We start from the raw sequence: 14,426 nt of genomic DNA on the forward strand, positions 1-14,426 counted from the left end.
TTTGACTTTTCACTCTTAGGTAAAACAGACTACCCGCAACGTCAATCTTTCAGACAGTGAAGTGGGACCAGCCATATTAAGTTATTTAATGGGTAATTTTTTGCCACTAGTCCATTTAAAGCAAACTGTATGCCAACAATAAAAATTACGGTGTTATAAGTACGTAATTCAAATATATTTAGTTAACCCTAACGTCATCAAAGTAAATTTATTACCCGTTACCTTTAGATATAATTAAATAAATTTAGATCCTTCGTTTTTGCGAACGCTTGCTGCGATGCTTGAAGTGCCGCCATATTTTGATTCAACTCAATCACTGCGGTGGCGTAATCAAGATCTTCTAATGTGCCACGCGCTTCATTCATTACAATTTTAAAATCTTGGTGCATATCTTCTTGGCGATCTAACGTTTGCAGTCGTGTGCCCACTTCCGATCTTGCTCGGTTAATGTGCTTAAACCCTTGTGCTAATTCTTCAGCAACCTGATGCAACTCTGCCGTCGCTGATGCATCTGATACATCACTGTCTGATAGTTCGATACCACGCTTAAAAGCATCAAAGACACTGACATTCTCTTGCCTGTTTAGCGCGATACTATCGCCATTTTTAATTTCCCCTTTAAGATCAATCTGTAAGGTATTCCATTGAATACCTTTGTGAGGATCAAAAGGTGCTGTACTGACTAATGCCCCATCTTGATATAACTCATATGACGTATCGCCCGATGATGTTGAAAAATCGACACGATATTCAGATTGATCAGCATCATTGTCATTTTTCGCTTGCGAAAGCAGTAATAGCGAACCACTTTCTAGCGCATAATCAGGCTGGTAGTCACCAAAGGGGTTGGCGACTTCAAGGAAAAGCTTGTCACCTGCATCATTGACTGGAACATCAACTGATGGGGCAATTTTTGCCATTCGTTGGTAGCTATCGCCGACATAAGCCACATCACCGTTGTTATCACGGAAAAAAGGCTGTTGGCTATATTGCGTACCCGCGAAAACATAGTTGCCAGATTCATCGCGAGAGTTAGCCAAATTCATAAATGAATCAAAAACGCCCTGCATATCTTGCTTATGTGCCACACGATCATCGCTAGATAATGAGCCGTTTACCATCATCATAGATTTACGTTTGGCATCATCAAGTAGATTCTCGACTTCAGTGATTGCCGCTTCTTCATTGTTTAGGCGATTTCTTGCCATGGTAATGCTTTTTACTGATTGGTCGATCTGAGTGTTTTGCTGATCAAAATTCTGGATGTAAATAGACGCAACAGGATCATCCCCCGCCGTTAATAAGCGCTTACCTGAAGCTAATTGCTGCTGGTTTTCTTGCACTTTTATTTGCTGGCGATTCATATCATTAGATACAGAGTTATAATGATGGAAATTGGCAATACGACTAATCATGGTTGTTCATTCCTATCGTATATTTAACAAAGTATCGAAGGTTTCATTCGCAACAGACATGATGCGCGACGATGCCATATACGCTTGTTGAAACTTCATCATATTAGCCGCTTCCTCATCCATGTTTACGCCCGCAATTTCAGCAACTCGGCTTTGTGCTGCATCTTTTTCAACTAAGCCCACTTCTTTTAATCGTGAAGCCGATGCTTTTTGTACACCCATTTCAGTATTTAGCCCTTCATACACATCAATCACACTAGAACGTCCGTCGTTCATGATTTTCTGAGCTTGAAGCTCTTGCATTTTAATGAGGTTACCATTATCACCATCAGCCGCATTAAGGTTGACGGCAAAGACATCTCCCCCCATCGCGCCCGACGATAACGTGAAACGCGTGCCCCCCACATTCACCTCACCACTCGGCGGGTATACTTGCGGAGCCTGCAAAATATTGCCTTTCATATCAAGTACGGCAAACTGGCTTGCATCAGGCGACACGGCGACCTGAAACTCATTCAGACCACCCGCAGCGTTAATTGCTAGATCTGCATTGCCGTTCGTTTTAGTCGCAGAGCTTAAATAACTTTGAGCGGCAATTTTTGCAGGATCATCCAATAATGCTTTAATGTTACCCGCACCATCGCGGGTTGGACGAATAGCAATACGCTCACCAATGCCTATTGGTGAATCCATCTGAATACGTAATCCATCAACAGCAAACGCTGCTGGGTTTCCGCTGGGTACAACGCTCTGACGTGATCCATCAGGTGACGTTAACGTGTGTTGGCTACCGTCAAACGTGAGCCCATATTCGCCCACTTTTAACTGGTTAATGTCTTCGATATACACTTTTAAATCGGCAGTCGATCCAGCAGGAATACGGGCACGTGCAGCGGCTGATGCGGGATCATTCACATCATGAAATAGATTGCCGCCCACTTCACCGTTTAAATCTAAACCTTGCGATTGCAATTCATTAACCGAATCAGAAAACCCTATAGCAATACGCCCCATTTCATCCATTGCTTGAGACAGAGTTTCATCACGGTATTGAAATAAAGCGGCAAGCTTGCCGCCAATATCGTCGTTACGAATCGGTTTTAAAGCTTTGCCTTCAACAATCGCTAACTGAGTTTGCTGTGGATCTGGCTTACCATTAATCATGCGCAATTCGCTAGATTCAGTACCCGATACCAAGGTATGTCCACTACCAATCATGACGTTGAAGGTTTCATTATTTTTAGGGGTTACCGTCACTTTGGTATATTGAGATAACTCATTAATTAAGTTTTGATGGCGATCCATCAGGTCATTATCAGCCCCTGAAGCTGGTGTTTTAATGAGTGCTTTATGCACTTCTACCAGCTCACGACCAATATCATTCACCCGATTTAATGTGCCTGAAAGCACTTCGTTCGCTTCACTTTTTTGCTTCGCTAATATGCCGTAACTGTCATTTAATCCCGATGCCACTAGCTTGGCTTTTTCTATCACAACTTTACGTGAACCCAGATCATTAGGACTATCGGCCATAGCTTTAACTGCGTCATGCCACTGATTCATATCTTCAGGGATTTTCTTAGAACTGTTGGCTAGCATATTATCTAGTCGTCCTAATTGCCCTTCTCGTTCAGTCGCATAACTTAAATTCGTGGTGGTTATATTTAATTCATTAGTGGCAAACTGATCGTAGCCACGGCGAACTTCTGCCGCATGCACACCCGTACCATGTTGGCTACCACCCCACCAAATGGGATCATTGGTTTGCTGCACCACAGACTGACGGCTATACCCTTCGGTATTAACATTATTAATGTTATGGCTGGTCGTATTGAGCTGTCGTTGTGCAGTCAATAAACCTTGAGAGCCCATATTGAGCAAATCAAATGCCATTACGCCTCCAGTTAGTCATAAAGTTTATAGAATCAAATAATTAACAAAACTTAATGCAATATTCATTCCAACTTTATATGCAAGTTAAACCACTGATTTAATTTATTTTTTTATCTAACAAGCAGAAGGCAGATAGGAAGAGGCAAAGGCTTGCCTGATAAGTGTTTAAAGAAGTGGCTATTCGTATTACTTCATCAACGACTTTACGGTGTCCATCACACTCAATACTTTTTCAGTGTATTTTGGATCCGTCGCGTAACCGGCATTATGAATATTACGAATAAATTGTGCTGGCTCTTTCGGGTTTTCAAGAGCTTTAGAATAACGCGGGTTATCATTTAAAAAACGCACATAATCATTAAAGCTGTCTTGGTAGTTCTCATAAGAACGGAACGCAGCTTTTTCTTGCACTGCAATACCATTATGAAATTCAAGTGTATTGGTTGCGACTTTATTACCAGACCAACGGGGATCGGCTTTAATATTAAAAAGGTTATTACTTGAACCAACAGCATTTTTTATCACTTTTTTACCCCAGCCCGTCTCTAATGCAGCTTGCGCAATTAACACGGAAGGATCGGTGCCAATCGCATTGGCTGCCTTTTCAGCATACGGACGCATGCGAGTAACAAAATCTTTTGGCGTATCGAAGGTTTCAACCGAACGCGCCATTGGTGGCTTGGCTGTATTCAGAGTGCTTGCTTGCATGGCTTTTAATGCATCATCTGTCGCTTGGTTAATAACCTGTTGATCAGGCTGACGGCTGTTAGGGTTAACAGGCAAGCGTAATGTTGTATCGTTCATGACTGTACGAATCGCATTTTCAGAATCTTTATCTTCTTCACTACCGAGTTGCTGAACAATAAGATCAGCAAGCCCTAACGACCCTGTCGAACTTAGCTCGCTGGCCAGTTGCTCGTCATGCATTTGTTCAAAGAATTTTGAATTACTATTGCTGGTTAAATCAGATTCAAACGCTTCATTCGCCTGACGCATAGATTTAAAAAGCATCTGGGTAAAAATAGCCTCAAACTGCTGAGCAGCAGCACGTAGCGATCCGCTTTCATCGTCACCAATGCCCGCTCTAAGGCGTTCAAGGCTAGATATATCATGTACAAAACCAGGATCGATACTTTTCATTTTGTGAGTTCTTTACCGTAAATTCAGTGTAGTGACGAGTAACATTAAGCTAGCTACGCATTACTTAAATAATAATGAGCTGCCCTTCAATTGCACCCGCTTGTTTTAACGCTTGTAAGATCGCCATTAAATCTGATGGCGCAGCCCCAACCTGGTTTACCGCACGTACTAATTCATCAAGTGTAATACCCGGTTCAAATTTGAACATGCGTGAGTCTTTCTCTGTAACGTCAATTTCAGAGTTAGGTACAACAACCGTTTCCCCCCCTGAAAAAGGCGCAGGCTGACTCACTTGGTAATTTTCTTTGATTGAAACCGTCATACCACCGTGCGTAATCGCCGCTGGTTTTAATTTCACATTCTGACCAATCACAATGGTGCCAGTACGTGAATTAACGATGATTTTTGCCGCCCCGACAGCAGGGTCAAATTCGATATTCTCGACAGTAGCAAGGAAAGCAACACGTTGACTCACATCTCTGGGCGCACGTACTCGTACAGAGGTTGCATCGATCGCCGCTGCCATTTCAGGGCCAAGAAATTCATTCACAGAATCAGCCATACGCTGTGCTGTCGAAAAGTCTGAATCAAATAAGTTAAAGGTAAGAAAATCGCCTCGACCAAAAGGGTTCGGGACTTCTTGTTCAACCATAGCGCCATTACTAATACGCCCTACGGTTGGAATGTTACCGACGAGCTTTGAGCCATCCGCCCCAGTTACACTGAAGCCGCCCACCACTAAACTACCTTGTGCTACCGCATAAACTTTACCGTCTAAACCCTTTAAAAAAGTTTGCAATAACGTACCACCACGCAAGCTTTTTGCAGAACCAATAGACGAAACAGTGATATCAATTTTTTGACCTTGCTTTGTAAACGCGGGCAATGTGGCATTAACCGCAACCGCAGCAACATTTTTTGTTTTGGGTTTCGTACCAGCAGGTAGCTGGATGCCAAAGTTTTGCAACATGGCATTAAAGCTTTGATCGGTGAATGGCGTTGTTTCACCGGTGCCGGGCAAACCAACAACTAAGCCATAGCCCACTAATTGGTTACTACGTACCCCTGCAACTTCTGAGACATCTTTAATGCGAGCAGCTTGCAGCGGCAACGCTAGCAGTAGCATAAGGCTGATACAACAGGTACGTAATTTCACTCTACGGCTCCGGGTTACTCATTAATCAAAATCGGGGGATTTACTATTTTTACTACATACATGTCATTTATAAACTGACATTAAAGAAACGGGCTAGCCAGCCTTGTTCCTGTACATCTTGGCGATCACCGGTACCTGAATATTGAATACGGGCATTGGTAATACGCGTCGATTCAATGGTATTTTCTTGGCTAATATCATCAGGGCGAATCGTGCCACTAACACGAATGTATTCATCACCCGTATTCAAGGTTAGCCATTTTTCACCCCGTACCATCAGGTTACCATTGGCAAGCACATCAATAACCTCAACAGAAATAGAGCCTTTAATACTGTTGCTTTGATCAGCAGAGGTAGTTCCAGAAAATTTATTGGCATTTGCCACTTCATACGATAAATCACGATCACCAATGGTAAGCGGCTTGCCGCCTAGAACTAATGGATCCATCGATAAATCGGTCGACTTATCTAAGTCTGAACTCGCGCTTTTTTTGGCTTGCGTTTTCTCTTCCAGCATCACGGTCACAATATCCCCAATACCTCGAGGCTTGGTGTCATCATATAAATCTTGTGCTTGTACCGAGCTAAATAATGACCCCGTAGCTGTCGCGTAATGCTCTGGCTTTGCTTGAGGACGAATAGAGTTCCATGCAGGATCGCCAGCTTGTGGATCTTCTCGGCGACGCAACATATCAATTAAGCCTGAATCTTGCTCTGTCGAACCTTCAACTGCATCGACTGTTGTGGTGGCTTTCTCTATATCAGATGGAACCAAGTCTGGATCCATTGCACAGCCGCTCAATAGAAGAATGACAATACCAGCAAGTACCTTTTTCATTGTTAACTTACTTCCCGTTATAGCTGTTGGTTTACGTAGCTCAACATCTGATCAACGGTTGAAATGACTTTAGAGTTCATTTCATATACGCGCTGAGCTTCTATCATGTTGACCAATTCTTCCGTTACATTAACGTTCGAAGTTTCTAACATCGACTGACGAATTGCCCCTAGACCATCAAGACCCGGTACACCTTCTTGGGCATCGCCACTCGCCCCCGTAGGTAAGAATAAGTTCTGACCAATAGGCTCTAAACCGCCTGGATTAATAAAGCCAACCGTTGTTAACTGACCCAGCACTTGGTTTTCTTGCTGTCCACGAATACGTGCTGATACTTCGCCATCATTGCCAACGGTAATACCGACAGCATCTTCTGGGATAGCGATCTCTGGTTGCACCACATAGCCAGAACCCGTAGTTACCATTTGACCATCACCGTTAATGGTAAATTGACCATTACGGGTATAGCCAATGTTGCCATCGGGCAGTAAAACCTGGAAGAAGCCTTCTCCCTCGATCATCATATCCATCGAGTTATTGGTGGTTTGCGTATTACCCTGCGTAAACACTTTTTGGGTTGCGACAACTTTAGAACCTGCCCCCAGCATTAATCCCGACGGTAATTCCGTATCTTGAGAAGATTGGCCACCTGGTTGGTTAATATTTTGATAAAAAAGATCTTCAAATACAGCACGACTTTTCTTAAAACCAATGGTTGAGGCGTTAGCCAGGTTGTTTGAAATGGTTGATATATTTGTCTGTTGAGCGTCAAGACCGGTTTTACTTACCCATAAAGCTGGATGCATGTTAATTACCTTTTATTGGATTAGCCTAAACGCACGAGTGAGGAAGATGCTTGATCCATTTCTTCTGCTGTTTTCATTATTTTCACTTGCATTTCAAAATGGCGCTGCAAATCAATCATACTTGTCATTTCACCAACAGCATTGACGTTACTGCCTTCTAACGCGCCTTTTAGCAAGGTTACGCCAGCATCAGCATCGTACGTTTCTCCTGGTGTTTTCGACTTAAATAAACCGTTAACATCTTTGAATAAGTCACGGTTATCAGGGCGAACTAGCTTTAATCGATCAACGATTTCCATCGCATCTGGCGGTGCACCTTGTGGTAATACAGAGATCGTACCGTCGTTACCAACTTGAATTTTACTAATCGGAAGAGGGATGAAAATCGGACCGCCATTTTCACCTAACATTAAATTACCGTTGCTGTTTTGCAGCATACCAGTTTCATCAATTTTAAGATGACCCGCACGGGTATAAGCTTCTTGACCAGAGGCGTCAAGCACAGCAAGCCAACCATCGCCTTCTACTGCAACATCAAGATCACGACCTGTCGTCATCACTGAACCTTGAGAGAAATCTTGTCCGGGGCGCTCTGTCATGGCAAAAACACGAGACGGTAAACCTTCACCATACGCTTGCATACTGCGCGCTTGTTCCAAGTCAGCTCGGAAACCGGTCGTTCTTACGTTAGCGAGGTTGTTGGCATGTGTTTGCATACCATACATATCTTGCTTTGCACCACTCATAGCTAAATAAAGCGCACGATCCATTATTGCTCTCCCATCTCATCTGAATGGTTTGAAGCAATAAGTATGCCAATGCAATAAGTTACTTATAAATCAGCATGTTGGTTAATTAAAGCGTGAACTTAAAGAATAAGGAGGAAGCGAGGAGACATTTTTTTGGCAGGTTAAGACAAATATTGCCGCTTAAAAGACAAGCGGCAATATTGGCAATAAAGCTGATACAGATTGACTAAAGAAAGAATCTTATCGAATCTGTAGAATAGTTTGTTGTAGCTGGTTATCGACTTCTAACGCTCGTGAGTTAGCTTGGAAGTTACGTTGCGCAGTAATTAGATCAACCAGTTCTTGTGTCATATCGATGTTTGACTGCTCCAGCGTACCGCTTTTCACAGAACCAAATGCACCTTGGCTTGCTTCACCCCAAATAGCAGCACCAGAATCTTGACCCGTTGCCCACTGAGTACCACCTTTTGATACTAAGCCTTGCTCATTCGCAACACGTACCATACCAACACGGCCTAGTGTGACGTTTTCGCCATTACTGTACGTACCAACGATTGACCCTTTAGCATCAATATCAACTTTTGACAAATAACCAGTTGTCGCACCATTTTCACTGAACTTACGAATTTCAAACGGCGCAGCATACTGCGTTGGCGAATCAAAATTCATGGTTAATGTCTGAGCTTCATCTGCACCATTTAGATCAAGGCCAGCTCCACCATCGCCTAATGCTTCAGATATAATTGGCTGCCCGTTATTGATTTGAGCAACAGAACCATCAGTATTGAAATCAAGCGTACTACCTTGATGTCCATTGACTGCAGTTGTACCACCGTTAGTGATATTAATCGGTTTTTCACCTGTTGCATCTGTGCCTGTATAATAAACAGACCAGCGGTTCGGCGCTGAGTTATCTTTTACGTAATACGTCGATAACTTGTATGGCTGCCCCAATGAATCATACATACTGACAGACGTTGATTTATCGTAGCTGTTACTATCATTGAAATCGAACAATGTTGCATCTTTTGCATCAGCAGAGGCTGGCAGGTTCACCCCAATATCAATACTGGTTGATGCGCGAGGTTGACCGAACTGATCAGGTACTTTCATCGCTTGTGGTTCATAAGACGTCACTTGATCTGTTTCTTGATCAACACCATAACCCAATAAGTACTGACCTTCTGAGTTAACGATCTGATTGTCTTTATTTAGATGGAATGCACCGTTACGAGTCAGGTTATTATTCTGTGGTTGTAGCTTATCGTCAGTAACAGCAAAAAATCCACTGCCTGAAATACGCAGATCCATCGGGTTATTAGTATAAATACTCGACCCTTCATGGAATTGCTGAGCAACAACCGATGTTTGCACACCGCCACCTGTTGTGGTTTTTGCATTAGAAAAGATCGAACTTGAATATACATCACCAAATTCAGCACGAGACTCTTTAAAACCGTAGGTATTGGAGTTAGCAATGTTATTACTTGTGGTGTTTAGGTCTTTTTGAGATGCGCCGATACCACTAAGCGAAATATTGAATCCCATGTTCTGACTCTCCTAATACTTGTGCATTAATTTCGCATTAATTTGTTTATTCTATGTGCTGTTAACAGCTTATGCCTTACCAACTTCAAGCACTTCTGCCAGCTTGAATGGCGAATTGTGACCCGCTAGATTTAACATAACGTTACCGTCACCTTTACCCAGCAATACACTGTTAACGTTGGCATAAGTAGATACTTCAAAATCACGGTTTTCACCGCCCACCATACCTGACGCTTTCACTTGGTAGCGGCCTTCTGGCAAAGGTTTGCCTTCTTCATCGGTACCATCCCATTCTAGGCGGTGTTCACCTGGAGGTTTCGCGCCAAGATCGAAGGTTTTGATTAACTGCCCTTGTTCGTTTTCAATACGTACCATCATGTTATCAAGGGCTTGTGGTAGCTTAACCATCCCTGTGATACCACCTTCTGCTTTTTTAACACCAGTAGCACCAGGGATTAACACATCACGCCCCACAAGCGATGAGGCTTGCAATGCTTGGCTTGATGTCATGGCTGAATTCAAGCTACCAAATTGTTCATTCATTTGGTTGATGCCATCTACCGTTGCAAACGATGCCATTTGGGCAATCATCTGATCGTTGCCAACTGGTTTAAACGGGTCTTGCTGGGCAAGTTGTTTTGTCAGCAATGATAAAAAGTCATCTTGTTTTAATTCATTTTGACCCGTTACTTTTGATTGCGTTTCTTGTAGCTTTTTCTCTTGCATTCCCTTGAGTTGATCAAGATAAGACAAGTTGCTTTGACCTGCGCCTGTAATACCAGCCATAACAGTGACTCCTTACCTTATTTACCCATCTGCAATGTTTTCATTAGCATTTGCTTACTGGCATCTGCTACTTGCACATTACTTTGATAAGAACGCGACGCTGAAATCATGTTGGCCATTTCTTCCATAACGTTAACATTCGGCTTATAAATATAGCCTTCATCATTCGCTAATGGATGCTGCGGGTTGTATTCCGCGCGTAATGGCTTCTGGCTTTCAACAATACCTTTAACCTGAACAGGCACACTTTCAGCACGCTGATAGCTTGCACTGTTTAATGCCGCGGCAAAAATTGGATGACGCGCTTTATAGGTTTCTTCTGCAGAACTACTGACGCTATTGGCGTTAGCAAGGTTACTTGAGGTGGTATTCAAACGGACTGATTCTGCGCTCATAGCAGATCCGGTTACATTAAATACATTAAATAAACTCATTTATTAATCCCCTCTCAAGGCTTTGCTTAAATTCTTAAACTTAGCACCCAAGAAATCTAACGATGCTTGATATTCCAGTGAATTCTGCATGAACAAGTTCTGCTCCAGCTGAGCATCAACCGTATTGCCATCACCAGTGTCTGGTTGAGTAGGAACACGGTACATTTGTTCACCCATTACATTTGCAGAGGCAGAAATATGCCGCCCATTAGTTCGGCTCAGACCAATGCTTGCCCCTGATGTTGCCGCTTTTAATGCGCGATCGAAATCCATATCTTTAGCCTTATAACCAGGCGTATTAGCGTTAGCAATGTTGCTGGCAAGGGTTTCAGCACGCTTACCACGCACACCAACTGAGTATTGATGTATACCCAACGCTTTATCAAAAGAAATAGACATAGTTGCCTCCACAATAACTTAATGTATATAAAGCAAATAGGATGCCAAGTTTTTAAATGGCAAATAAACAGGCGAATAGACAGATAAACAAAAAGCGGCCAAAGCCGCTTTTTATTTATTAATGATTTGAATCTGTCATTACTTCAATTTGTAGATGATACCAGGGTTGCATCGAACCATTTCAAACTTATCGGTTAGCCCAGTCAAGGATTCTGACGCGCCTAACAATAAATAGCCACCAGGGTTCAAGCTTGCCGCCATTTGATTCAAGACTTTTGCTTTCATATCTGGCGCAAAGTAAATCAATACATTACGACAAAAAATGATGTCAAACTTTCCGAGTAATGCATAACTGTCTTTTAAGTTCTGCGGACGGAAATTCACCATACGCTTTACTTTGTCATTCACCTTCATTCGGCCATCGCCATTGTTCTCAAAAAAGAAACGGCGACGCTCAGGCGATAAACCACGGCTTAACGCTAAATTGTCATACGCGCCAGCCCGACAAGTATCCAACATCGTTTGTGATATATCTGTAGCTGTAATCTGAACACCCGATGCCAACATCCCTGGTCGACGATTTTGCAGCTCCAATATCGTCATCGCAATAGAATAAGGTTCTTGACCTGATGAGCTAGCAGAAGACCAAATTTTAAGTGGTCGTTTACTGGCAGCCATTTCCGGTAGAATCTTATCGGCAAGCACTGTGTACGGATAAGTATCACGAAACCATAATGTCTCATTGGTTGTCATCGCATCAACGGCAGCAACACGTAATTCACGATTACGACCACTAATCACAACTTGGAGTAATTCTGATAGAGATGAAAGCGAAAATCTGCTGACTAATGGACTTAAGCGACTACGCACTAAGTACTGTTTACTATCGCCAAGTACAATCCCGCATTGAGCTTCTAGGAAACGGCAGAAATCCCGATACTCTTGATCTTTTATTGTTATAGCTGTCATCTACTACTCTTTATAATTATTGCTTCTTGTTTGATATTGTTATTATTGCTTAGAAGGCATTGCAGCCTTAACAGCAGTACCCAATTCATCTGGGTTAAATTTAGGTATAAATGCATTTGCACCTACGCGCTCAACCATCGCTTGGTTAAAAACGCCACTCAGTGAAGTGTGCAGAATAACATGTAAATCTTTTAAATTAGGATTATTACGAATTTCGGCAGTCAACGTATAACCATCCATTTCTGGCATTTCAATATCTGAAATAACCAATGCCAATTGATCGTAAATACTGCCTTCTTTAGCCATTTCTTTTAGTTTAATAATGGCTTCTTTACCATCTTTAACTAAGATACATTCACAACCAATGGCTTCAATCGCACGTTGAACCTGCTTACGTGCGACACTTGAATCATCAGCCACTAATACACGGCGAATTTCAGGTAATGAATCAATTAATTCTTCAAGCACTGAGCCGGTAATATCCGTATTAACAGGCGAAATTTCATCAAGAATTTTTTCAACGTCCAAAATTTCAACAAGTTCACCATCAATCTCGGTGACCGCTGTCAAATAGTTCGCTCGCCCAGCCCCCTGTGGCGGTGGCAAAATTGATTCCCAATTCATATTAATGATTCGTTCAACAGAAGAAACCAAGAAACCTTGAATTGAGCGGTTGAACTCAGAAATGATCACAAAACAATTATCTAAATCATCAATAGGGCGCCCCCCCGTTGCTAGGCTCATATCGATAACAGAAATAGTTTGACCGCGAATATGTGCAATCCCTTTAACCAACGGATGCAAATTTGGCATGGTCGTCAGCTTTGGACACTGAAGTACCTCTTTCACCTTAAAAACGTTAATCCCGTAACGTTGGCGTCTATTCAGCCTAAATGTCAAAAGCTCTAATCGGTTTTGACCAACAAGTTGGGTGCGCTGATTGACTGAATCAAGTATCCCCGTCATAAAGGTGACTCCATGTTATATATTTTTCTATTTGGAAAGTGAATACGAGTAATCTCGCCTGTAATCACATATTATGATCCTAAGACTAACAAGCGTAGCCTTCGTAACTATAACCAAAGAGCCAGAATCGTGACCCAAAGAACACATTTAAAACTCTTCGTAATTTTTATCGGCTTTATATCGATTTTCTTTAGCACTAATATTTGGGCTTCAAAGCAAATCACGCTCGATACAGTACAGCATACAGCTGAAAGGCATGTCGAACAATTAATCAGTGTACCAGAGCGGGGGGAGCTTAAGCTAACGGCCGCATCATTAGATTCTCGATTAAGACTTTCAGAGTGTACAGAGCCTTTAAACAGTACCATACCTGGTAAGCAATCATTAACAGGGAACGTAACGGTACTTATCCGTTGTTCACCTGAAAATTGGCAAGTTTATGTGCCGGTTCGCGTTCAATTGCTACTACCACGTGTTGTGGCCGCAACACCCCTAGCCCGTGGGCTTGTTTTGAATGCATCACATCTTAGTGTAAAGCTCGTAGAAAGTCGTTTCCAGCGTGGCATTGTTTTTGAAGAGCCTGCAGAAATTATTGGCTCTAAAGTAAAACGTACCGTCAATATGGGCGAAGCCGTGCAAGGCAACGACATCTGCTTAGTATGCCGTAATGATGCCGTAATGATAAAAGCAGGTAACGGTGGATTAAATATTATCACCAATGGAACAGCTTTATCTGATGGCGCTCTTGGTGAACAGATCCGAGTACAAAATACTAAGTCTAAACGGATTGTAGACGGTACAGTTAGTGCTGTAGGCGAAGTAACCGTTAACTATTAATCACTCGAAACCTGCGTATTTCTATCACTAGAAATCACTTTTTACACTACGACGGTATAAACTGCATAGAATGTGTAAAAAGTGCTAAAGTTACTCTATATGCAGCCGATAGTGTTAGCGTATTCAGTTTATTGTTCAAAGGCTTAATTTATGGCAAGTATTGATCATCTGCGCAACAGTCAACCGATGACAACCGCTCGGAATAATCAGAGTAAAGTAACGACATCATCGTCAGGCAGTCAACCTACTGCGGCACCAAGTCAGGGGCGACAAGATGCTGTTTCGTTAAGTTCACAAGGTAAAGCTGTTGGTCAAATCCACCAACAACTAGCCACTGAACCTAGCTTTGATAGTGCAAAAGTCTCGGCAATTAAAGAAGCCATTTCAAGTGGCGCTTATGTCGTTGATGCAGATAAACTCGCATCTAATATGATGAAGTTTGAAGATGAGCTACGCGGGCTATAATGTTGCCCCTTAGCCTTATTTTGAC

15 protein-coding genes are annotated in these 14,426 nt (G+C 42.4%); 2 read left to right on the plus strand and 13 right to left on the minus strand.

All coding sequences use genetic code 11. From position 1 onward, the window contains the following. Positions 1 to 224: 224 nt before the first annotated feature. From flgL to C9J47_RS09575, 13 genes are all read right to left on the minus strand, one after another. The gene (flgL, locus tag C9J47_RS09515) at positions 225 to 1,415 is read right to left on the minus strand and encodes a flagellar hook-associated protein FlgL (RefSeq protein WP_107253298.1); all 1,191 of its coding nucleotides are present in this window, start codon (positions 1,413 to 1,415) and stop codon (positions 225 to 227) included. 12 nt (positions 1,416 to 1,427) lie between these two features. Then, positions 1,428 to 3,308 carry a flagellar hook-associated protein FlgK gene (gene flgK, locus C9J47_RS09520; protein ID WP_107253299.1) on the minus strand — a complete coding sequence of 627 codons (1,881 nt, stop codon included), beginning with the start codon at positions 3,306 to 3,308 and terminating at the stop codon, positions 1,428 to 1,430. Between the two features lie 186 nt (positions 3,309 to 3,494). Continuing rightward, positions 3,495 to 4,448: a flagellar assembly peptidoglycan hydrolase FlgJ gene (gene flgJ / locus C9J47_RS09525; RefSeq protein ID WP_107253300.1), complete on the minus strand. Its 954-nt coding sequence runs from the start codon at positions 4,446 to 4,448 to the stop codon at positions 3,495 to 3,497. 64 nt (positions 4,449 to 4,512) lie between these two features. Further along, positions 4,513 to 5,574, minus strand: coding sequence for a flagellar basal body P-ring protein FlgI (locus C9J47_RS09530; protein ID WP_245903412.1), 1,062 nt, complete (start codon positions 5,572 to 5,574; stop codon positions 4,513 to 4,515). A gap of 97 nt (positions 5,575 to 5,671) precedes the next feature. Then, the gene (gene flgH / locus C9J47_RS09535) at positions 5,672 to 6,442 is read right to left on the minus strand and encodes a flagellar basal body L-ring protein FlgH (protein ID WP_107253302.1); all 771 of its coding nucleotides are present in this window, start codon (positions 6,440 to 6,442) and stop codon (positions 5,672 to 5,674) included. 17 nt (positions 6,443 to 6,459) lie between these two features. After that, positions 6,460 to 7,248, minus strand: a complete 789-nt coding sequence (gene flgG, locus C9J47_RS09540; RefSeq protein ID WP_107253303.1) for a flagellar basal-body rod protein FlgG — start codon at positions 7,246 to 7,248, stop codon at positions 6,460 to 6,462. Positions 7,249 to 7,268: 20 nt separating this feature from the next. Beyond that, positions 7,269 to 8,018 carry a flagellar basal-body rod protein FlgF gene (flgF, locus tag C9J47_RS09545; protein WP_107241142.1) on the minus strand — a complete coding sequence of 250 codons (750 nt, stop codon included), beginning with the start codon at positions 8,016 to 8,018 and terminating at the stop codon, positions 7,269 to 7,271. Between the two features lie 219 nt (positions 8,019 to 8,237). After that, positions 8,238 to 9,545, minus strand: a complete 1,308-nt coding sequence (gene flgE, locus C9J47_RS09550) for a flagellar hook protein FlgE (RefSeq protein ID WP_107253304.1) — start codon at positions 9,543 to 9,545, stop codon at positions 8,238 to 8,240. Positions 9,546 to 9,614: 69 nt separating this feature from the next. Beyond that, positions 9,615 to 10,331 carry a flagellar hook assembly protein FlgD gene (flgD, locus tag C9J47_RS09555; RefSeq protein ID WP_107253305.1) on the minus strand — a complete coding sequence of 239 codons (717 nt, stop codon included), beginning with the start codon at positions 10,329 to 10,331 and terminating at the stop codon, positions 9,615 to 9,617. Positions 10,332 to 10,348: 17 nt separating this feature from the next. After that, positions 10,349 to 10,765, minus strand: a complete 417-nt coding sequence (gene flgC, locus C9J47_RS09560; RefSeq protein WP_107253306.1) for a flagellar basal body rod protein FlgC — start codon at positions 10,763 to 10,765, stop codon at positions 10,349 to 10,351. A 3-nt stretch (positions 10,766 to 10,768) separates the two neighbouring features. Next, positions 10,769 to 11,164 (minus strand): flagellar basal body rod protein FlgB, encoded by a 396-nt coding sequence (flgB, locus tag C9J47_RS09565; RefSeq protein WP_107253307.1) that lies wholly within the window; start codon positions 11,162 to 11,164, stop codon positions 10,769 to 10,771. Between the two features lie 138 nt (positions 11,165 to 11,302). Continuing rightward, a complete protein-coding gene (locus C9J47_RS09570) occupies positions 11,303 to 12,133 on the minus strand; it encodes a protein-glutamate O-methyltransferase (RefSeq protein WP_107253308.1) in 831 nt (276 codons plus the stop codon). Positions 12,134 to 12,175: 42 nt separating this feature from the next. Beyond that, on the minus strand, positions 12,176 to 13,099 hold the full coding sequence (locus tag C9J47_RS09575; protein ID WP_107253309.1) for a chemotaxis protein CheV: 924 nt from the start codon (positions 13,097 to 13,099) through the stop codon (positions 12,176 to 12,178). 129 nt (positions 13,100 to 13,228) lie between these two features. Here C9J47_RS09575 and flgA point away from each other — a divergent pair, with 129 nt between their 5' ends. Together flgA and flgM are read left to right on the plus strand one after the other, a co-directional pair. Then, complete coding sequence (flgA, locus tag C9J47_RS09580) at positions 13,229 to 13,936, plus strand: flagellar basal body P-ring formation chaperone FlgA (RefSeq protein WP_107253310.1); 708 nt, start codon at positions 13,229 to 13,231, stop codon at positions 13,934 to 13,936. Positions 13,937 to 14,086: 150 nt separating this feature from the next. Then, entirely contained in the window at positions 14,087 to 14,401 is a 315-nt protein-coding gene (gene flgM / locus C9J47_RS09585) for a flagellar biosynthesis anti-sigma factor FlgM (RefSeq protein ID WP_107253311.1), read from the plus strand. Positions 14,402 to 14,426: the final 25 nt, after the last annotated feature.

It is taken from the genome of Photobacterium indicum (assembly GCF_003026215.1).
In the GTDB taxonomy this organism is placed as follows: Bacteria; Pseudomonadota; Gammaproteobacteria; order Enterobacterales; family Vibrionaceae; genus Photobacterium; species Photobacterium indicum.